19 protein-coding genes are annotated in these 18210 nt (G+C 67.1%); 8 read left to right on the top strand and 11 right to left on the bottom strand.

Going from position 1 to position 18210, the window contains the following annotated elements:
- The first annotated feature begins 57 nt into the window (after positions 1 to 57).
- Both fusA and J2P76_RS04750 read left to right on the top strand, forming a co-directional pair.
- On the top strand, positions 58 to 2172 hold the full coding sequence (fusA, locus tag J2P76_RS04755) for an elongation factor G (protein ID WP_207404875.1): 2115 nt from the start codon (positions 58 to 60) through the stop codon (positions 2170 to 2172).
- Positions 2173 to 2245: 73 nt separating this feature from the next.
- Positions 2246 to 2998: a TerC family protein gene (locus J2P76_RS04750; RefSeq protein WP_207404873.1), complete on the top strand. Its 753-nt coding sequence runs from the start codon at positions 2246 to 2248 to the stop codon at positions 2996 to 2998.
- A gap of 6 nt (positions 2999 to 3004) precedes the next feature.
- Here J2P76_RS04750 and J2P76_RS04745 read toward each other — a convergent pair whose 3' ends face one another.
- A complete protein-coding gene (locus J2P76_RS04745; RefSeq protein ID WP_207404871.1) occupies positions 3005 to 3808 on the bottom strand; it encodes an alpha/beta fold hydrolase in 804 nt (267 codons plus the stop codon).
- Positions 3809 to 3932: 124 nt separating this feature from the next.
- On the opposite strand from J2P76_RS04745, the gene J2P76_RS04740 reads away from it, so the two are divergent.
- Positions 3933 to 4430, top strand: a complete 498-nt coding sequence (locus tag J2P76_RS04740) for a YbaK/EbsC family protein (RefSeq protein WP_207404869.1) — start codon at positions 3933 to 3935, stop codon at positions 4428 to 4430.
- Positions 4431 to 4457: 27 nt separating this feature from the next.
- Entirely contained in the window at positions 4458 to 5360 is a 903-nt protein-coding gene (locus J2P76_RS04735) for a DMT family transporter (protein ID WP_207404868.1), read from the top strand.
- A 42-nt stretch (positions 5361 to 5402) separates the two neighbouring features.
- Here the strand turns inward: J2P76_RS04735 and ybgF are convergent, their stop codons facing one another.
- The 8 genes from ybgF to J2P76_RS04695 all read right to left on the bottom strand — a co-directional run bounded on the left by ybgF (position 5403) and on the right by J2P76_RS04695 (position 12567).
- The gene (gene ybgF, locus J2P76_RS04730) at positions 5403 to 6080 is read right to left on the bottom strand and encodes a tol-pal system protein YbgF (protein WP_207404866.1); all 678 of its coding nucleotides are present in this window, start codon (positions 6078 to 6080) and stop codon (positions 5403 to 5405) included.
- 84 nt (positions 6081 to 6164) lie between these two features.
- Entirely contained in the window at positions 6165 to 6668 is a 504-nt protein-coding gene (gene pal, locus J2P76_RS04725) for a peptidoglycan-associated lipoprotein Pal (RefSeq protein WP_207404864.1), read from the bottom strand.
- Positions 6669 to 6700: 32 nt separating this feature from the next.
- Positions 6701 to 8020 carry a Tol-Pal system beta propeller repeat protein TolB gene (tolB, locus tag J2P76_RS04720; RefSeq protein ID WP_242697292.1) on the bottom strand — a complete coding sequence of 440 codons (1320 nt, stop codon included), beginning with the start codon at positions 8018 to 8020 and terminating at the stop codon, positions 6701 to 6703.
- Between the two features lie 16 nt (positions 8021 to 8036).
- Positions 8037 to 9191, bottom strand: coding sequence for a cell envelope integrity protein TolA (gene tolA, locus J2P76_RS04715; RefSeq protein WP_207404862.1), 1155 nt, complete (start codon positions 9189 to 9191; stop codon positions 8037 to 8039).
- Between the two features lie 31 nt (positions 9192 to 9222).
- The gene (gene tolR / locus J2P76_RS04710) at positions 9223 to 9684 is read right to left on the bottom strand and encodes a protein TolR (protein ID WP_207404860.1); all 462 of its coding nucleotides are present in this window, start codon (positions 9682 to 9684) and stop codon (positions 9223 to 9225) included.
- Positions 9684 to 10364, bottom strand: a complete 681-nt coding sequence (gene tolQ / locus J2P76_RS04705) for a protein TolQ (RefSeq protein WP_207404858.1) — start codon at positions 10362 to 10364, stop codon at positions 9684 to 9686. The genes tolR and tolQ overlap by 1 nt, the downstream gene beginning before the upstream one ends.
- A gap of 3 nt (positions 10365 to 10367) precedes the next feature.
- Positions 10368 to 10790 carry a tol-pal system-associated acyl-CoA thioesterase gene (gene ybgC / locus J2P76_RS04700; RefSeq protein WP_207404856.1) on the bottom strand — a complete coding sequence of 141 codons (423 nt, stop codon included), beginning with the start codon at positions 10788 to 10790 and terminating at the stop codon, positions 10368 to 10370.
- A gap of 46 nt (positions 10791 to 10836) precedes the next feature.
- Complete coding sequence (locus tag J2P76_RS04695; protein WP_207404854.1) at positions 10837 to 12567, bottom strand: proline--tRNA ligase; 1731 nt, start codon at positions 12565 to 12567, stop codon at positions 10837 to 10839.
- A gap of 65 nt (positions 12568 to 12632) precedes the next feature.
- Between J2P76_RS04695 and J2P76_RS04690 the strand changes: the two genes are divergently transcribed.
- Genes J2P76_RS04690 through J2P76_RS04680 form a run of 3 tightly spaced genes read left to right on the top strand, consistent with a single transcriptional unit; the run spans position 12633 to position 15394 of the window.
- The gene (locus tag J2P76_RS04690; RefSeq protein WP_207404852.1) at positions 12633 to 13208 is read left to right on the top strand and encodes an RNA pyrophosphohydrolase; all 576 of its coding nucleotides are present in this window, start codon (positions 12633 to 12635) and stop codon (positions 13206 to 13208) included.
- Complete coding sequence (locus tag J2P76_RS04685) at positions 13189 to 13875, top strand: response regulator (protein ID WP_207404850.1); 687 nt, start codon at positions 13189 to 13191, stop codon at positions 13873 to 13875. Before J2P76_RS04690 ends, J2P76_RS04685 begins: the two co-directional genes overlap by 20 nt.
- The gene (locus J2P76_RS04680) at positions 13856 to 15394 is read left to right on the top strand and encodes a sensor histidine kinase (RefSeq protein WP_431603377.1); all 1539 of its coding nucleotides are present in this window, start codon (positions 13856 to 13858) and stop codon (positions 15392 to 15394) included. The genes J2P76_RS04685 and J2P76_RS04680 overlap by 20 nt, the downstream gene beginning before the upstream one ends.
- Before the next feature lie 16 nt (positions 15395 to 15410).
- Here the strand turns inward: J2P76_RS04680 and J2P76_RS04675 are convergent, their stop codons facing one another.
- Positions 15411 to 16334, bottom strand: coding sequence for a LysR family transcriptional regulator (locus J2P76_RS04675; RefSeq protein ID WP_207404848.1), 924 nt, complete (start codon positions 16332 to 16334; stop codon positions 15411 to 15413).
- Between the two features lie 130 nt (positions 16335 to 16464).
- Between J2P76_RS04675 and J2P76_RS04670 the strand changes: the two genes are divergently transcribed.
- Positions 16465 to 17091 carry an FMN-dependent NADH-azoreductase gene (locus J2P76_RS04670; RefSeq protein ID WP_207404846.1) on the top strand — a complete coding sequence of 209 codons (627 nt, stop codon included), beginning with the start codon at positions 16465 to 16467 and terminating at the stop codon, positions 17089 to 17091.
- A gap of 74 nt (positions 17092 to 17165) precedes the next feature.
- On the opposite strand, the gene J2P76_RS04665 is transcribed toward J2P76_RS04670, so the two are convergent.
- The gene (locus tag J2P76_RS04665) at positions 17166 to 18071 is read right to left on the bottom strand and encodes an NAD(P)-dependent oxidoreductase (protein ID WP_207404844.1); all 906 of its coding nucleotides are present in this window, start codon (positions 18069 to 18071) and stop codon (positions 17166 to 17168) included.
- Positions 18072 to 18210: the final 139 nt, after the last annotated feature.

Genomic DNA, 18210 nt, shown 5'->3' with positions numbered 1-18210 from the left:
GCGATGGCGCGGTCCACGGGCCGCCGCCAAGCTGGATTCACCTGACCAGGGGCCGCCATGACTCGCAAGACGCGCATCGAGCAATACCGCAATATCGGCATCAGTGCCCATATCGACGCGGGCAAAACCACCACCACCGAGCGCATTCTTTTCTATACCGGCATCACCCACAAGCTGGGCGAGGTCCATGACGGCGCGGCCACCATGGACTGGATGGAACAAGAGCAAGAGCGCGGCATCACCATCACGTCGGCGGCCACCACCGCCTTCTGGCGCGGCATGGCGGGCAATTATCCCGAACATCGCATCAACATCATCGACACCCCGGGCCACGTCGATTTCACCATCGAGGTCGAACGCTCGATGCGCGTGCTCGACGGCGCCTGCATGGTGTACGACGCCGTGGGCGGCGTGCAGCCGCAGTCCGAAACCGTGTGGCGGCAGGCCAACAAGTACGGCGTGCCGCGCCTGGCGTTCGTCAACAAGATGGACCGCGTCGGCGCCGATTTCTTCCGCGTGCACAGGCAGATCGCCGAGCGCCTGAAGGGCGATGCCGTGCCCATCCAGATTCCGGTGGGCGCCGAAGACAACTTCCAGGGCGTGGTCGATCTGGTCAAAATGAAAGCCATCATCTGGGACGACGCCAGCCAGGGCGTGCGCTTCGAATACCGCGATATCCCCGCCGAGCTGGCCGATGAAGCCCGCCAGTGGCACGACCGCATGGTCGAGAAGGCCGCCGAGGCCGACGAGGCCCTGCTCGAAAAATACCTGTCGGGCGAGACGCTGTCCGAAGACGACATCAAGCGCGGCCTGCGCCTGCGCACCATCGCCAACGAGATCGTGCCCATGCTGTGCGGCAGCGCCTTCAAGAACAAGGGCGTGCAGGCCATGCTGGATGCGGTCATCGACTACCTGCCGTCGCCCGCCGACGTGCCCGCCATCAAGGGCCACGACCAGCAAGACCACGAAATCGAACGCCATCCGGCCGACAACGAGCCTTTCTCGGCGCTGGCCTTCAAGATCATGACCGACCCTTTCGTGGGCCAGCTGGTGTTCTTTCGGGTGTATTCGGGCGTGGTCAAGTCGGGCGATTCGGTGCTCAACCCGCTCAAGGGCAAGAAAGAGCGCCTGGGCCGGCTGCTGCAGATGCACGCCAACGAGCGGCGCGAGATCAGCGAAGTCTATGCCGGCGACATCGCCGCCGCCGTAGGCATCAAAGACGTCACCACCGGCGACACGCTTTCTGATCCGAACCACATCATCATCCTGGAGCGCATGTCGTTCCCCGAGCCGGTCATTTCACAGGCGGTCGAGCCCAAGACCAAGGCCGACCAGGAAAAAATGAGCCTGGCGCTCAACCGCCTGGCGCAGGAAGACCCGTCGTTCCGCGTGCGCACCGACGAAGAATCGGGCCAGACCATCATCTCGGGCATGGGCGAGCTGCACCTGGAAATCCTGGTCGACCGCATGAAGCGCGAATTCAATGTCGAAGCCACTGTCGGCAAGCCGCAGGTGGCGTATCGCGAAACCATCCGCAAGACCTGTGACGAGGTCGAGGGCAAGTTCATCAAGCAGTCGGGCGGGCGTGGCCAGTACGGCCACGCGGTGCTCAAGCTCGAACCCCAGCCGGCCGGGGGCGGCTTCGAATTCGTCGATGCCATCAAGGGCGGCGTGGTGCCGCGCGAATTCATCCCCGCCGTCGAGCGCGGCGTGCGCGAAAGCCTCAATGCCGGCGTGCTGGCCGGCTATCCGGTGGTCGATGTCAAGGTCACGCTGATATTCGGTTCGTACCACGACGTCGATTCCAACGAAAACGCCTTCCGCATGGCCGGCTCCATGGCCTTCAAAGAAGGCATGCGGCGCGCGCGGCCGGTGCTGCTCGAACCCATGATGCACGTCGAGGTCGAAACCCCCGAAGACTTCACCGGCCATGTCATGGGCGACCTGTCGTCGCGGCGCGGCATGGTGCAGGGCATGGAAGACATCGCGGGCGGAGGCGGCAAGCTGGTGCGCGCCGAGGTGCCGCTGGCCGAGATGTTCGGCTATTCCACCTCGCTGCGCTCGCTGACCCAGGGGCGGGCCACCTACACCATGGAATTCAAGCATTACGCCGAGGCGCCCAGCCAGGTGGCCGAGCAGGTCATCGCGGCCCATGGCGGGGCGGCCCGCTAGCCGCATGGCGACAATACGATAGGCAGCATCCGGGCATCCGGCTATGATCAACAGGCCATAGCCGGAGAGCCACATGGACCAACTCGTATTGCTTGCCCAGGATCCCGCCGCCTGGGCGGCGCTGGCCACCCTGATTGTCATGGAAGTCGTGCTGGGCATCGACAACCTGATCTTCATTTCCATTCTTACCAACAAGCTGCCAGAGCACCAGCAAGAGCGCGGGCGGCGCATCGGCATCGGCCTGGCGCTGATCCTGCGGCTGGGCCTGCTGACAACGGTGGCGATCATCGTCCAGCTTACCCAGCCCGTGTTCACGCTGTTCGGCCAGAGCTTTTCATGGCGCGATCTCATCCTGATCGCCGGCGGCCTGTTCCTGGTATGGAAGGCCACCAAAGAAATCCATCACCACGTCGATCCCTTGCCCGACGGCGACATGTTCGACGGCAAGTCCGCCACTATCGGCTTCGCGGCCGCCATTGCGCAGATCCTGATGCTCGACCTGGTGTTCTCCATCGACAGCATCATCACCGCGGTCGGCATGACCGAGCACATCCCCATCATGTTCATCGCCGTCATCGTGGCGGTGTCGGTCATGCTGCTGGCCGCCAACCCGCTGGCCCGGTTCATCCAGCGCAATCCCACCGTGGTCATGCTGGCCCTCGGCTTCCTGCTGATGATAGGCATGACGCTTATCGCCGAGGGCTTCGGCGCCCATGTGCCCAAGGGCTACATCTATGCGGCCATGGCGTTCTCGGCGCTGGTCGAAGGCCTGAACATGATGGCGCGGCGCGCCAAGGCGCGGCGCCGCCAGGGCGACGGCGCCTAGCGGCGGCTAGGCCAGGAAACCTTCGATGGCGGCATTGAAGGCGCGCGGGTTGCCCAGGTTCATGCCGTGCGACGAGCCCGCGATCACCTCTTTGCGCGCCGCCGGCAGCCATTCGGCCAGCATGTCCAGCACGGCGGGGTAGGGGGCGGGGCTGAGCGCGCCGCCGATCAGCAGGGCGGGCAGCGCCAGCCGCTCGACCTGCTCGCGCGTCACCGGCGCCAGGTGCTCGGTGGCCTGGCCGCCCAGCGTCGAGGCGTTGTCGCGCACCATGTCCTTGAACCAGGGCACCATGCGGCGCCAGGTGTCGGCGCCGGATACCGTGTCGACGAACAGGGCCAGCCCGGCGTCCACCTCGCCGGCCTCGATCAGCGCCAGCGCGTGCTGGCGGAAGCCGCCACGCGTGTCGTCGCCGCGCCCGGGCAGCGGGAGGCCCGGGTCGGCCAGCGTCAGCGACCGCACGCGCGCCGGTTCGCGCAGGGCGGCTTCCAGCGCCACGCGGGCCCCGCGAGAATGGCCCACCACGTGAGCCGCGCCTTCGCCCACGGCGTCGATGAAGGCGAGCAGGTCGTCGACATGCTGGCGCATCGAGAATTCGCTGCCGTCCCATTGCTGCGGCCAATAATGGCGCAGGCTGGGAGCCAGCACGCGGAACGAGCGTCCCAGCGGCCCCATTTGCGATTTCCAGTAGCGGCAGTCGCACAGCGAGCCGTGCACCAGCACCAGCGGCGTGCCCGCGCCGTACTCGGTGTAGGTCATGGCATAGCCATTGATGCTGGCGGTTTGCAGGGGCAATTGGGGTTCAGAGCGCATGTCGGCAGAGGCGGGGATTCCAGCGCGTGATTCTAGCGCCCCTGGCCCGGCGGGCTGCTGCTACACTCGGTGGCCTTGTTCCGCGGCGCGTTCGCGCCGCGTCCGATCGCACGGAACCGTCGAGATGTCCGCTGAATCCGCCACACCCCTGCCCGAATCGGCGCAGCGGGTCGCCCGCCTGTTGCAGGACCTGGGCCACGAGCACGCTATCGTCATCCTGCCGCAAACCGGCAAGACTTCCGCCGAAGCCGCGCAGGGCCTGGGCTGCCAGGTGGCCCAGATCGCCAAGTCGATCATTTTCCGGCGCCGCGCCGACAACGTGCCGGTGCTGGTCATTGCCAGCGGCGTCAACCGCGTCGACGAAACCAAGGTGGCCGGGCTGGTGGGCGAGCTGGCCAAGGCCGACGCCCGCTACGTGCGCGAGATGACCGGCTATGCCATCGGCGGCGTCTGCCCCATCGGCCACGCCGTCAAGCCCGCCATGCTGATCGACCAGGACCTGCTCCAGTACGACACCCTGTGGGCCGCAGCCGGCCATCCGCACGCCGTATTCCGGCTCAGTCCGCGGCAGCTGGTGGACATGACCGGCGCCCCGGTCGCCGACGTCGCGCTGCGCGCATAACCGCCCCGGGGCAAAGCGAGCTTCGCCATGGATTGGACCTGGGTCTGGATTCCCGCCACGCTGGCCGCCGCCACCGCCCAGGCGGGCCGCAACGCGGTGCAGCGCAGCCTGACCGCCACGCTGGGCACATTGGGCGCCACGCAAGTGCGGTTCCTGTTCGGTTTTCCGTTCGCGCTGCTGTTCCTGGCTGTGGTGCTGGCCGTGGGCGGCGAGGCGGCGCCCCGCGGCGGGGCGGACTTCATGTGGTTCGTGCTGGGCGGGGCGGTAGCCCAGATCACCGCCACCGCAATGATGCTGGCGGCCATGCGCGAGCGCTCGTTCGTGGTGGTTACCGCATGGACCAAGACCGAACCCATCCAGGTTGCCCTGTTCGGCTTTGCCGTGCTGGGCGACCCGCTGTCTGTCTTCGGGGTGGTGGCCGTGCTGCTGGCCACCCTGGGGGTGGTGCTGATGTCGGTCGACCCGGCGTCGGCCACCGGCCGCGGCAGCCTGCGCCCGGCCTTGCTGGGGCTGGTGTCCGGCGCGTTTTTCGCGCTGTCGGCCATCGGTTTTCGCGGCGCCATCCTGGCGCTGGACAGCGGCGGCTTCGTTCTCAGGGCGACCTGGACACTGGCCTGGTCATTGGGCGTGCAGACCCTGCTGCTGGTGCTCTGGATGGCGCTGTTCAACCGCGCGCTGCTATCCGCTTGCCTGGCCGCATGGCGCGCCTCGATCTGGGGCGGCCTGCTGGGCGCGACGGCTTCGCAATGCTGGTTTCTGGGGTTTGCGCTGACGGCGGCCGCCAACGTGCGCACGCTGGGGCTGGTCGAGGTGCTGGTGGCGCAGTTGCTGTCGCGCCGCCTGTTCTCGCATGCGGGCAGCCGGCGTGAATTGTCCGGCATCGCCCTGATCGTGCTGGGGGTGGGCCTGTTGCTGGCGTCAACCGGTTAGCCGGCCTGCCGGCCGGCGGCGGGCCCGGCCACGCGCGGGCGGCTATTGCAGCAGTTGCAGGCGGCTCTGGGCCGTTTCGGCGGCCGGAGTGTTGGGGTAGTCTTTCACAATGCGCTGCAGCGAGGCCTTGGCGCCAGCGCGGTTGTTCAGCTCGATCTGGCTGCCGGCAATCACCAGCAACGCGTCGGGCGCGCGCGCATTGTCGGGCGATTCCTGCACCAGCTGGTTCAGCTGGTCGATGGCGCCCTTGTAGTCTTTGGCGGCATAGCGGCTGCTGCCCAGGTAGAACTTGGCGGTGGGGGCCAGCTGGCTGTTGGGGTACAGGGCCACGAAGGCGGCCAGCGATTCGGCCGCTTCTTTGTACTGCCCCTTGCGGAACTGGTCGATGGCGCCATCGTAGGCGGCCTGTTCGCGCGGGTCGCTGGCGGTGGCGCCCGGCGGGTTGTTGGCGCCGCTCTGGCCCGGCTGGGTGCTGGGCTGCTGGCGCGACACCAGCTCCAGTTGCTCGCGCAGCTGCATGATCTCCTGCTGCAGCGACTGCATCTGGTCGGCCAGCTGCAGGCGCGCGCGCTGGTTCTGCTCGTTCTGCTGCTGCACTTGCTGGCGCAGATCCAGAATGGCCCGGCGGGCCTCGTCGTCGGAAAAGGCGTGGGCGGGAGCGGCCGCGGCCAGGGCGGCCGTCACGACCAGGGTTCGCAGGGACAGGACTTGTGCGCGCATAAGAAATTCCAGATCTGAAAACAAAAACGTCGGAACGGCCGCTTGGACCGTCCCGACGCGCGGCAGTGCTGTTGCGGGAAATGCTTAGCGCTGATACTCGATATCGGCGCGGCGGTTTTCCGCGAAATCGGCTTCACTGGTGCCGGTGGCGCGGGGCTTTTCCTTGCCGAAGCTGATGGTTTCGATTTGCGCGTCGCTGACGCCCAGCAGGGTCATCATGCGGCGCACAGCGTCGGCACGGCGCTGGCCCAGGGCCAGATTGTATTCGGCGCCGCCGCGTTCGTCAGTGTTGCCCTGGATCTGCACGCGCTGCTGCTGGTGCGAAGCCAGGTAGCGGGCATGGGTTTCAACCAGGTTGCGGTACTGGTCGGGCACGGTGTAGCTGTCGAAATCGAAGTACACCGAGCGCTGTTGCGCCAGGACGCTCTGCGGGTTGAAGGGGTCCATGATCTGGCCGGTGCCGGTGCCTTGGCCGGCGGTGCCGGAACCCGTCTGGCCGGCCTGGTCGTCGAGCGGTACGGAGCTGCAAGCGGCCAGGGCGGCTGCCAGGGCGGCGATAGTGAGGCTTTTGGCAATGCGCATTTTCATGATTGTTCCTTTGCAAAGAGGGTCATACGTGTTTAGCGGGTAAAAGGTCCCCAGGTGGGTTCACGTATTTCCCCATTCAGTACCGAGAGCGTCTGCCGCACGCGACCATCGCTGGATACGCCTGCCAGTACGCTGCGGCCGTTCTGGACCGCTGCATACAGGATCTGCATGCCGTTCGGCGCGAAACTCGGCGCCTGGTCGTCGCGACCGTCGGTCAGCAGGGTTTCGTTGCCGGTGGCAAGTTGGAGTGAGGCGATGCGAAACGCGCCGTCGCGTCTTGCAACGTACAGCAGCGTGGAACCGTCGGGGGAAATTCGGGGTGAGATGTTGTAACTACCGTTAAATGTCAGCCGACGGGCATCGCCTCCGTCGAGGCTGGTTTGATAGATTTGCGGTCCACCGCTGCGATCACTGGTAAAGATAATGGAACGGCCATCGGGCGTAAAGATGGGTTCGGTGTCAATGCCCGGAGAACGCGTCAGGCGGCGCATATTCGAGCTTCCGTCGGCTCCGACGATGTAAATTTGCGACAAACCATCGCGCGTCAGGGCGACCGCCAGCTTGCTGCCGTCGGGCGACCAGGCCGGCGCGCTGTTGTTGCCCTTGAAGTTGGCGACCGGGATGCGCGCGCTGGTGGCCAGGGTGTGTACATACACCACCGGCTTGCCCGATTCGAAGCTGACATACGCCAGCTTGCTGCCGTCGGGCGACCAGGCCGGCGAAATCACCGGCTCGCGCGAGCGCAGGGCGACCTGGGGGTTCTGGCCGTCGGCGTCGGCAACTTGCAGCTCGTAGGTATTGCCACGCTTGAGCACGTAGGCGATGCGGGTCGAGAACACGCCGCGCACGCCGGTGATTTTTTCGTAGATGCGGTCGGCGATCTGGTGGGCCACTCGGCGCAGTTCTTGTTCAGAGCCCGAGAATGCCACGCCGTCGAGCTGGCCTTTCTTGACCGTGTCGGCCAGGCGGTAGCGCACGTCGTAGCGGCCGTCGGCGCCGCGGGTGATGCTGCCGTAGGCCAGGAAGTCGGCGCCCTTGGTGCGCCAATCGTCGTAGGCTACCGGCGAATCGATGTTCAGGCCCGACCCGGCGGCGCTGATCAGGCGGAACTGGCCGGTGCGGGTCAGGTCGGCGCGGATGACTTCGGCAATGGCGCGGCCGTGCACGTCATCGACGGCAAAATCAGCGATCGCCACCGGGTACTGCGTGGCGCCGGTGCCCGAGATGTCGACGCGCAACTGCGCGTGGGCCGGCTGCCAGACCAGCAGGGCGGCTGCCGTCAGCAGGGTGAACAGCGCGCCATAGGCGCGCGCGAGCCCCGGTGGAAAGGGGCGGCTGGAGGCGGGAGTCATGGTCAGCAATCTCCTGTCAGTCATACATTCGGTACACGATGTTGATGACGGACTCGTAGCGGCCCGTCGAGGGTTTGGGGAACGGATTGCAGCGGCGGATGCCGGTTTCTACTGCGCGGTCAAAACCGGCGTTGCCCGACGAGCGGGTCAGGTCCACGCCGGTAACCTTGCCGTCTGAACTCAACTGTACCCGGTATTGCGCGGTGGGGTTGTCCGAGCCGCTGCGCGGCGGTGTCGGATAGGCCACGTGGGGCCGCACGCAAGTGCGCACCTTGGCGCCATAGCCGTCGTCGCGCCCGCCGCCCTGCTGGTTGCGGTCGGCGGTGCCGCCGGGGATGCCGGCCGCGCCCAGGGCGTCGTTGCGGAAGGCTTCGCGCAGGGCCTTGTCGGCGGCGGCTTTCTTTGCTGCCGCCGCTTTCTCGGCCGCCGCCTTCTTGGCGGCCTCTTCCTTGGCCTTTTTCTCGGCTGCCGCCTTTTTCTCGGCCGCGGCTTTTTCAGCCGCTGCCTTCTCGGCAGCCGCCTTCTTTTCGGCAGCAGCTTTCTCGGCCGCGGCTTTCTCTGCGGCAGCCTTCTTCTCGGCGGCGGCTTTGTCGGCGGCGGCCTTCTCGGCAGCCGCTTTCTTCTCGGCTGCCGCCTTTTCAGCCGCGGCTTTCTCGGCCGCCTTGCGTTCTTGTTCCAGGCGCTGCTTTTCTTTCAGTTCGGCCTGCTTGCGCTCTTCTTCGAGGCGCGCCTTTTCCTTGGCGGCCTCGGCTTCCTGGCGGGCCTTCTCTTCTTGTTCGCGCTTCTTGCGCGCCTCTTCCAGCGCGATTTCCGGGTCGGGCTGCGGCGGCTGCGGCGTTTCAACGGGCGGCGGCGCGGGCGGCGGCTCAGGCTCGGGTTCGGGTTGCGGCTCCGGGGCGGGCTGGGGCGCCGGTTCGGGCTGCGGCTGGGGCGGTTCGGGCTTGGGCTCGTCCGGCTGCTCTTGCGGCGGCGGGGAGTCGGGCGTATCGCCGTTGGCCCACAATTCCACTTGCACCGGGCCGGGGTTCTCCGAGCGCCAATTGACGCCGAACACCAGGGCGATCAGCAGCAGGATATGCACCAGGATGGCCAGCCCCAGCGCCTTGCGGTTGTCTTGCGCAGCGGGGGTAACCGGTTTGGTGCCGTCGTGTCGGAAAATGGGCGGGGTCATAGGCGTTGCAGTAGCGGCAGGCGGCGGCGCATCAGCGCTTCTTCGGTTCCTGCGCGGCCGCGCCCTGGCCCTGGCCCTGGTCGACCAGCAGGCCCAGGCGGGTCACGCCATTGCTGCGCAGTTCGTCCATGACCTTCACCACGGTTTCGTACGGCACTTTGCCGTCGGCGGCGATCACCACCGGCGTTTCGGCGGTAATGCGCTGGCGCACCTGGTCGACCAGCTGGTCGCGGGCGATGTCCTGCGGCGTGGCGCCGGCCTCGCGCATGCGCAGGGCTACCTGGCCGTCTTCGGAAATCTGCACTTCCAGCGGCGTGGCCGGTACTTCGGAGGCCTGGCCCACCGAAGGCAGGTTGATCAGGCCGGGCGTGATCAGGGGCGCGGTAACCATGAAGATCACCAGCAGCACCAGCATCACGTCGATATAAGGCACGACGTTGATGTCGGCCTTCATGCGTCGGCCCGCGCGGCCGTGCGACCGGACAGAAGGCATCAGCGGACCTGGCGTTGGAGGATGTTCAGGAATTCATCGACAAAGCTGTCGAACCGGATCGACAGGCGGTCGATGTCGTGGGTGTAGCGGTTGTAGGCCACCACGGCGGGGATCGCGGCGAACAGGCCGATGGCGGTGGCGATCAGGGCTTCGGCGATGCCGGGCGCCACCGAGGCCAGCGTGGCCTGCTGCATGTTCGACAGGCCGATGAACGCGTGCATGATGCCCCACACGGTGCCCAGCAGGCCGATGTAGGGGCTGACCGAGCCGGCCGAGGCCAGGAAGTTCAGGTGCGCTTCGAGCGAGTCCATTTCGCGCTGGTAGGCCGCGCGCATGGCGCGGCGCGGACCGTCCAGCAGGGTGTTGACGTCGCCGTTGGCATTGGTGCGGCGCGCCTTCAGGAATTCGGTCATGCCGGCGTCGAAGATGCGCGCCAGGGCGCCTTGCTCGTCGCGGCGGCTGGCCACTGCCTGCTGCAGCATGGACAGGTCGCCGCCCGACCAGAAATCGTCTTCGAAGCGGCGCGTCTGCGCGTGGGCGCGCTTGATGGCCAGGCGCTTGGCGAAGATGTATGTCCAGGACAGGATGGATATGCCCAGCAGCAGCAGCATGATGAGCTGGACGGGGACGCTGGCGTGCGCGATCAGCGAAAGCAACGACATGTCGTTGGTGACTTGCATGGGTTATTCCTGAAGGGATTCCAGTTTGGTACGGACGACGGCGGGCAGGGCCGCCGGCCGCAGGTGCACGGCATCGACACAGCAGACTTGGATATTGCCTTGCGCGAGCAGTTCCCCGTCGCGTTCGGCGCGCTGCGCGAAGTGTATCGAAGCGCGGCCCACTCGTGTAACACGGCTGCGTATGGTCAGGCAGTCATCCAGCCGCGCCGGCTTGCGGTAAGACATGTCCAGTGAATGAACGACGAACAGCCGCCCCTCGCGCTCGGCCAGGGCCGATTGCTCGACTCCCAGGGCGCGCAGCCACTCGGTGCGGGCACGCTCCAGGAATTTCAGGTAGTTGGCGTAGAACACCACGCCGCCCGCGTCCGTGTCTTCATAGTAGACACGGACATTCAGGACGGATTCGGCGGACTTCGGTTCGATCACAATGGGTATGGCAGCCTCTCGGTTGCCCGGCGCATGGCCGGGCAGTCTACAGCGTTTCCAGCTTGGCCAGCACCTGCTCCAGGGCCGACCCGGCGGGGATCTTCGCAGCCTCGCTTTCGCGACGGGCCTGCAATTCCACCACACCGTCGTTAAGGCCGCGTTCTCCAACTGTTACGCGAAGCGGCACCCCTATCAGCTCCCATTCAGCGAACATGACGCCCGGCCGGGCGTCGCGGTCGTCCAGAATGACATCCACGCCGTGGGCACGCAGTTGGTCATATAATTTTACAGCTTCGTTACGTACAGTTTCATTTTTACCCCAGCCCACCGGGCAAATCACCACTTCGAAGGGCGCGATGGCGCGCGGCCAGATGATGCCGCGGGCATCGTGGTTCTGCTCGATGGCCGCGCCCGCGATGCGGGTGATGCCGATGCCGTAGCAGCCCATCTGCAGCAGGGCGGGCTTGCCGGTCTCGTCCAGGAAGGTGGCCTTCAGGGCATCGGAATACTTGGTGCCCAGGAAGAATACGTGCCCCACTTCGATGCCGCGCTGGATCGCCAGCCGGCCGGCGCCATCGGGGGCGGGATCGCCCTCGACCACGTTGCGCAGGTCGGCCACCAGTTCGGGCTCGGGCAGGTCGCGGCCCCAGTTGGCGCCCTGGTAGTGGAAGTCTTCGCGGTTGGCCCCGCAGACGAAGTCGGCCATGTTGGCCACCGTGCGGTCGGCCACCACGCGCACCGGCAGGGCGGTGCCGATGGGGCCCAGGTAGCCCGGTTTGCACCCGAAATGGGCCACGATCTCGTCTTCGGTGGCAAAGCGGAAGCCGGCCAGGCCGGGCAGCTTGCCTGCCTTGATCTCGTTCAGTTCGTGGTCGCCGCGCAGCAGCAGCAGCCACACCTGCACCTTGCCCGGCTCGGGCTCGGTGGCCAGCACGATGGACTTCAGGGTGCGTTCCAGCGGCAGGTCCAGCAGCCTGGCCACATCGGCGCACTTGGCCGCGCCGGGGGTGGGCACGGCTTCCAGCGGCTGCGAGGCCTGGGCGCGTTCGGCCAGCAGCGCCGGCGCTTCGGCCAGCTCGATGTTGGCGGCGTACTGGGTGTCGGGGTTGTAGACCAGCAGGTCTTCGCCGGTATCGGCGATGACCTGGAATTCATGGCTGCGCGTGCCGCCGATCGAGCCGGTGTCGGCCGCCACGGCGCGGAACTGCAGCCCCAGCCGGCCGAAGATGCGCATGTAGGCGTCATACATCTTGTCGTAGCTCTGCTGGGCGCCGGCCTCGTCGCGGTCGAACGAATAGGCGTCTTTCATGGTGAATTCGCGGCCCCGCATCAGCCCGAAGCGCGGCCGGCGCTCGTCGCGGAACTTGGTCTGGATGTGATAGAAGTTCAGCGGCAGCTGCCGGTAGCTGTGGATTTCGTTGCGGGCGATGTCGGTGATGACTTCTTCCGAGGTCGGCTGCAGCACGAAATCGCGCTGGTGGCGGTCTTTGATGCGCAGCAATTCGGCCCCGTATTGCTCCCAGCGGCCCGATTCCTGCCAGAGCTCGGCCGGCTGCACCACCGGCATCAGCAATTCGATGGCGCCGGCGGCGTTCATCTCGGCGCGCACGATGGCCTCGATCTTGCGGATCACTTTCAGGCCCAGCGGCATATAGGTATAGATGCCGCCGGCCAGCTTGCGGATCATGCCGGCGCGGGTCATCAGGCGGTGGCTGGCGACTTCGGCCTCGGCGGGGGCCTCTTTCAGGGTGTTCAGGTGGTAGGTGGATGCGCGCATATTTAAAGGTGGCTACAGATACGTATAATCGACCGTAATTGTATTGAATTCGGTGGGGGTGGCCCATGCTCGATCGTGAAGGCTACCGTCCCAATGTCGGCATTATTCTCGTCAACGGCAAAAACGAGGTCTTTTGGGGCAAGCGTATCCGGGAACACGCATGGCAGTTCCCGCAGGGCGGCATCAAGTACGGCGAAAGCCCGGTGCAGGCCATGTATCGCGAGCTCCACGAAGAAGTGGGCCTGAAGCCCGAACATGTCCGCATTTTGGGGCGCACACGCGACTGGCTGCGCTATAACGTACCTGATCACTTCGTCCGGCGCGAGTGGCGCGGCCACTATAAAGGCCAAAAACAGATCTGGTTCCTGTTGCGCCTGGTCGGCCGCGACTGCGACGTATGCCTGCGCGCCACGCAGCATCCGGAGTTCGACGCCTGGCGCTGGAGCCAATACTGGGTGCCGCTGGATGCGGTCATCGAGTTCAAGCGCGAGGTCTACACCCTGGCGCTGAACGAGCTTTCCGGCATCCTGTTCCGGCGCCAGCACGAAACCCGGTATCTGCGCCAGCGGGTCCATGGCCAGGGCCGCGCGGCCGATGGCCTGCCCGCCGAACCCGACGGCCATGCGCATATTGCTGGTTGAAGACGAGCTCGAAATGGCGTCGTGGCTGGTCCGGGCGCTGGCGCAAAGCGGTTTCACGCCCGACCACGCGCCGGACGCCCGCAGCGCCGAAGCCCTGATGGCCGCCAACGAATACGACGCCATCGTCATGGATCTGCGCCTGCCCGACAAGCACGGGCTGGTGGTGCTGCGCGACATGCGCGGCCGCGACGACCGCACGCCCGTGCTGCTGCTTACCGCCCAGGGCGCCCTGCAAGACCGCGTGCGCGGCCTGAACCTGGGCGCCGACGACTTCCTTACCAAGCCCTTCGCGCTCGAAGAACTCGAGGCGCGGGTGGCCGCGCTGGTGCGGCGCAGCCGGGGGCGGCAGTTTCCGCGCCTGCAGTGCGGATCGCTGGCCTACGATGGCGAAAGCCGCGCGTTCACGCTCGACGGCAACCTGCTGTTCCTGACCCCGCGCGAACATGCCGCCCTGGCCGCCCTGCTGACGCGCAGCGGCTACCCCGTCGACAAGGGCCAGCTGTTCGACAAGGTCTTTACCCAAGACAGCGAGGCCAGCCCGGACGCCATCGAAGTCGTGCTGCACCGCCTGCGCAAGAAGCTGGCCGGCAGCGACGTGCGCATCGTCACGGTGCGCGGCCTGGGCTACATGCTGGAAAGCAGTGCCAGTGAACCCGCCGGAACCTGAGCGATTCCGCTTTCCGCTGGTCGGCATCCGCACCCTGCTGATCACGCTGCTGCTGCCCGGCGTCATTTTGCTGCTGGTCATCGACAGTTGGAACGACTACCGCACCCTGGCCAGCATTACCAACGAAGCCTACGACAGCGCGCTGCTCGAACCGGCCCGGGTGCTGGAAAGCAGCATCGAGTTCGCGCCCGACGGCAACCTGGTCGTGGCCACGCCGGTCTATGCCCAGGTCATCCTCGAATCCAAGGCCGGCTTGCGCAAGTACTTCCGCATCGAAGAAATCGACCCGCCGTTGCCCGAGGGCGCCACCCAGGTGCCGCCGGCCGGCCGCACTGTGGCCGGCATGCCCGAACTGCCGCGCCCGCCCGCCTGGCCCTCGGCGCGCGGCGACCCGGTGTTTTTCAACAGCGTCTACCGCAATGATCCGGTGCGGGTCGTGGCGTTGCTGCGCGACCTGCATTACCGCGGCCAGCATCGCCAGGTGCTGGTGCTGGTGGCCGAAAGCATAGGGCGGCGCCTGCAGGCCGAAACCGCCGCGCGCCGCCAGGAACTGCTGCGCGATGCCCGCATGCTGGCGCTGGTGGCCATCCTGGTGTGGTGGGGCGTGGCCTGGTCGCTGCGGCCGCTGGCGCGGCTGCGCAACGACATCCGCGCGCGCCGGCCCGACGACCTCACGCCGCTGGACGCCACGCGCGTGCCCGGCGAAGTCATCCCGCTGGTCGAGGCTGTCAATTACCATGTGGCGCGGCACCGGCGCATGCTCGACGAGCAGTCCCAGTTCCTGGCCGACGCTTCGCACCAGCTGCGCACGCCGCTGGCCATCATGCTGACCCAGGCCCAATACGCCCTGCGCGAGCCCGATCCGCAGCGGGCCCGGGAAGGCTTGCGCGCCATTGTCGATCAGCTGGGGCGCACGCGCCGCCTGACCGAACAGCTGCTGTCGCTGGCGCATGCCAGCCAGGCCGACCCGACTCCCCGCCAACTGCTGGACCTGAACGAGGTCGCGCGCAGTGTGGTGCTGCAGTACCTGCCGTTGTCGCACGAAAAGCAGCAAGACCTGGGCTGGGCGGCCGCCTGCCAGGGCGGCGCGGCGGCCGGCCACCCCGCGGTGCCGGTGGTGGGCAGCGAGGTCGAACTGCACGAGGCCCTGTCCAACCTGGTGCACAACGCCATCCACTATGCGCCCGCCGGGGCGCGCATCACGGTATCCGTCGCGCGGCGCGGCGACCGGGCCGAGGTCGCCGTTTCCGACAACGGTCCGGGCATCGACGCCGTGGCGCGCGCCCGCGCATTCGCCCGTTTCGACCGCCTGGGGCCGGGCCGGGCCGCGGAGTCGCCGGGTTCGGGGCTGGGGCTGTCCATCGCGCTCGCCTACGCCCGCCGCAACGACGGCGATATCGAACTGCGCGACGGCGAGCCCAACGAGCAGGGCGGCATGGGCCTGGCGGCCGTGCTGTGGCTGCCGCTGGCCGATTCCGGCACGCCCGCCCCGTCCGGCGCCTCCGCCAATCCGGCCTGAGCTTGCGCGGCGCCGGTTACGCGGCGCCGTGCTCCATGCGTGCGTACATGCTGGGCAGCCGGTCCGAAATAAAGTCCAGCAAAGCCCGCACCGCCGGCGCCATGCCGCGCCGCGACGGATAAATGCAGTGCACGATGCCGGTGGGCGACAGCCAGTCGGGCAATATCTGCACCAGCTGGCCGCGCCGCACTTCTTCATAGGTAGCCACGGTGGGCAGCAGGGCGATGCCGCGGCCGCGCACCGCCGCCTCGGTCAGCACAATGAAATCGTTGCAGCACAGCTGTGGGCGCAGCGCCACCTGTATCTCTTCATCCTGCCGGTTGCGCAGCGGCCAGCGGACTTCCGACTGCGGGTCGCTGAAGCTGAGCGTCGTGTGCGCTGCCAGGTCTTGCGGGGTCTGGGGCGTGCCGTGGCGCTGCAGGTACGCCGGGCTGGCCACGATGCTGCTGCTGGCCATGCCCAGGTGCCTGACCACCAGCTCGGCATCCGTGTCCAGGCGGGTGCGCACCCGCAACGCCAGGTCCACCCCTTCGCGTATCAGATCCACCCGCCGATTGGTTGCCAGCACCTGCACCGAAATGGATGGCCAGGCGTCCAGAAACTCGGGCAGCAGGGGCGCCAGCATCTGCTGCGCAATGGCAATCGGGCAGCTCACCACTACCGGTCCGCCGGGCTGCTCCTGCAATTGGCGCATGGCGTCCTGGGCGGCCCGCGCCGAAGCGGTCATTTCGCGGCAGTAGTGCAGGTAGCGCTCGCCCGCCAGGGTCAACCGCAGGCGGCGGGTGGTACGCTGCAGCAGCCGCACGCCCAGGGTTTCTTCCAGCTGCGAAATCCGGCGCGACAGGCGCGACTTGGGGATATCGAGCGCCCGCGACGCGGCGCTGAAGCCGCCGTGCTCCACGATCTGGGAAAAATAGAACAAGTCATTCAGGTCTTGCATCGCGGATGGCTCCGGCTATTGTTCTGTTATTAGAACGAGTAGTTCATCATAACCGGGTTTATAGTTCTAATCGGCTTGACTACAGTGAGGCATGTCCACCGCGCCCACCGGGCGAAACTGGAGTCCCTCTATGAAAACCCTCGTCATTCTTTCTTCCATTCTCGGCGACCGCTCCAATTCGAAGCAACTGGCCGATCACCTCATCCAGCGCCTGCGCCAGGCCGAGCCTGGTGGCTCGATCAAGGTGCGCGATCTGGGCGCCGATCCCGTCCCCTATTTCGATGCCGCAACTGCCGGCGCGCTGTTCACGCCCGCCAGCGAGCGCACGGCCGAGCAGGCCGCCATCGCGGCCCGCAGCGACACCCTGGTGGCCGAACTGTTCGATGCCGATCGCATTGTGTTTGCCGTGCCGGTCTACAACTTCAGCCTGCCGGCCCAGTTCAAGAGCTACATCGACCACATCGCCCGCGCCGGCGTCACGTTCCGCTATACAGAGCAGGGCGTGCCCGAGGGCCTGCTCAAGAATAAGCAGGTGCTGGTGCTCAGCGCCCGCGGCGGCAAGGCCGAAGGCACGCCGGCCGACACCCTGACGCCCTACCTGACGCAGGTGCTGGGCTTCGTGGGGCTGGTCGATGTGGCTTTCATTTCCGCCGAAGGCATGGCGCTGGGCGAACTGGCCGCCCAAGAGGGGCTGGCCCTGGCCAGGCAGCGCATCGACGCGCTGCTGGCGGGCGCGCCGCGGCAACTGGCGGCCTGAAGCCGCCCGGCGGCCCGGCGGCAGCATAGGGGCCGGCCCGCGCCGGGCCGGCCCGCGCCGGGCCGGCCGGCAGCTCAGTCGCGCAGGCGGGCGATCAGGCTGGACGTATCCCAGCGCCCGCCGCCCATTTTCTGCACGTCGCCGTAGAACTGGTCCACCAGCGCCGTCAACGGCAGCCGGGCCCCGTTGTTGCGGGCTTCGGCCAGCACCAGGCCCAGGTCCTTGCGCATCCAGTCCACGGCGAAGCCGAAGTCGAACTTGTCGTCCACCATGGTGCTGCCGCGGTTCTCCATCTGCCAGCTCTGGGCCGCCCCCTTGCTGATCACGTCCAGCACCAGCTTCATGTCCAGCTCGGCCGCCTGCCCGAAGGCAATGGCCTCGGACAGCCCCTGCACGATGCCGGCAATGCAGATCTGGTTGACCATCTTGGCCAGCTGGCCTGCGCCGGGCGCGCCCACGCGAGTCACGGCGCGGCCATAGGCCTGGGCCACCGGCTTGACGGCCTCGAAGACCTGCGGCTCGCCGCCGCACATCACCGTCAGCACGCCGTTGACCGCGCCGGCCTGGCCGCCCGAGACCGGCGCGTCGACGAATTGCAGGCCCTGCTCGCGGGCCAGGGCGTACAGCTCGCGCGCCACATCGGCCGATGCCGTGGTGTGGTCCACGAAGATCGCGCCCGACGCCATGCCGGCGAACGCGCCATCTTCACCCAGCACGACGCTGCGCAGATCGTCATCGTTGCCCACGCAGGCAAACACGATCTGCGCGCCCGCCGCGGCCTCGCGCGGGGTGGCCGCGCTTTTCCCGCCGAATTCGGCGGCCCAGGCCTGCGCCTTGGCGGGGGTGCGGTTGTAGACAGTGACCTCGTGGCCGGCTCGCGCCAAGTGGCCCGCCATGGGCAGGCCCATGACGCCCAGGCCAAGGAAAGCGACTTTCTGGGACACGACCTTGTCGTAGTCCCTGGAACCGATGGATGCCATGCAGAGTCTCCGGGTTGAGCAGTGGGGAAACCTGAACGTTACCGCAATCGCCCGGCGCCGCGGTGAAAACCGTGCCCGGAAAAAGAAAAGTGCCCGACTCCCCGGGGGAGTCGGGCACTTTGCGCGAAGGTGTTTCGCG

Source organism: Bordetella petrii, assembly GCF_017356245.1.
GTDB lineage: Bacteria > Pseudomonadota > Gammaproteobacteria > Burkholderiales > Burkholderiaceae_B > Bordetella_A > Bordetella_A petrii_D.
The sequence above is the reverse complement of the archived record's forward strand: the minus strand, read 5'-3'. Positions and strand labels throughout refer to the sequence as shown.

What these genes read in the sequence shown, in the direction of transcription:
- J2P76_RS04665 (WP_207404844.1), bottom strand. Translation starts at nt 18,071, where the DNA reads ATGGCATCCATCGGTTCCAGGGACTACGACAAGGTCGTGTCCCAGAAA.
- J2P76_RS04750 (WP_207404873.1), top strand. Translation starts at nt 2,246, where the DNA reads ATGGACCAACTCGTATTGCTTGCCCAGGATCCCGCCGCCTGGGCGGCG.
- pal (WP_207404864.1), bottom strand. Translation starts at nt 6,668, where the DNA reads ATGAAAATGCGCATTGCCAAAAGCCTCACTATCGCCGCCCTGGCAGCC.
- tolR (WP_207404860.1), bottom strand. Translation starts at nt 9,684, where the DNA reads ATGCCTTCTGTCCGGTCGCACGGCCGCGCGGGCCGACGCATGAAGGCC.
- ybgF (WP_207404866.1), bottom strand. Translation starts at nt 6,080, where the DNA reads ATGCGCGCACAAGTCCTGTCCCTGCGAACCCTGGTCGTGACGGCCGCC.
- J2P76_RS04695 (WP_207404854.1), bottom strand. Translation starts at nt 12,567, where the DNA reads ATGCGCGCATCCACCTACCACCTGAACACCCTGAAAGAGGCCCCCGCC.
- J2P76_RS04735 (WP_207404868.1), top strand. Translation starts at nt 4,458, where the DNA reads ATGGATTGGACCTGGGTCTGGATTCCCGCCACGCTGGCCGCCGCCACC.
- J2P76_RS04685 (WP_207404850.1), top strand. Translation starts at nt 13,189, where the DNA reads ATGCGCATATTGCTGGTTGAAGACGAGCTCGAAATGGCGTCGTGGCTG.
- J2P76_RS04745 (WP_207404871.1), bottom strand. Translation starts at nt 3,808, where the DNA reads ATGCGCTCTGAACCCCAATTGCCCCTGCAAACCGCCAGCATCAATGGC.
- J2P76_RS04675 (WP_207404848.1), bottom strand. Translation starts at nt 16,334, where the DNA reads ATGCAAGACCTGAATGACTTGTTCTATTTTTCCCAGATCGTGGAGCAC.
- fusA (WP_207404875.1), top strand. Translation starts at nt 58, where the DNA reads ATGACTCGCAAGACGCGCATCGAGCAATACCGCAATATCGGCATCAGT.
- tolA (WP_207404862.1), bottom strand. Translation starts at nt 9,191, where the DNA reads ATGACCCCGCCCATTTTCCGACACGACGGCACCAAACCGGTTACCCCC.
- tolB (WP_242697292.1), bottom strand. Translation starts at nt 8,020, where the DNA reads ATGACTCCCGCCTCCAGCCGCCCCTTTCCACCGGGGCTCGCGCGCGCC.
- J2P76_RS04670 (WP_207404846.1), top strand. Translation starts at nt 16,465, where the DNA reads ATGAAAACCCTCGTCATTCTTTCTTCCATTCTCGGCGACCGCTCCAAT.
- tolQ (WP_207404858.1), bottom strand. Translation starts at nt 10,364, where the DNA reads ATGCAAGTCACCAACGACATGTCGTTGCTTTCGCTGATCGCGCACGCC.
- J2P76_RS04740 (WP_207404869.1), top strand. Translation starts at nt 3,933, where the DNA reads ATGTCCGCTGAATCCGCCACACCCCTGCCCGAATCGGCGCAGCGGGTC.
- J2P76_RS04690 (WP_207404852.1), top strand. Translation starts at nt 12,633, where the DNA reads ATGCTCGATCGTGAAGGCTACCGTCCCAATGTCGGCATTATTCTCGTC.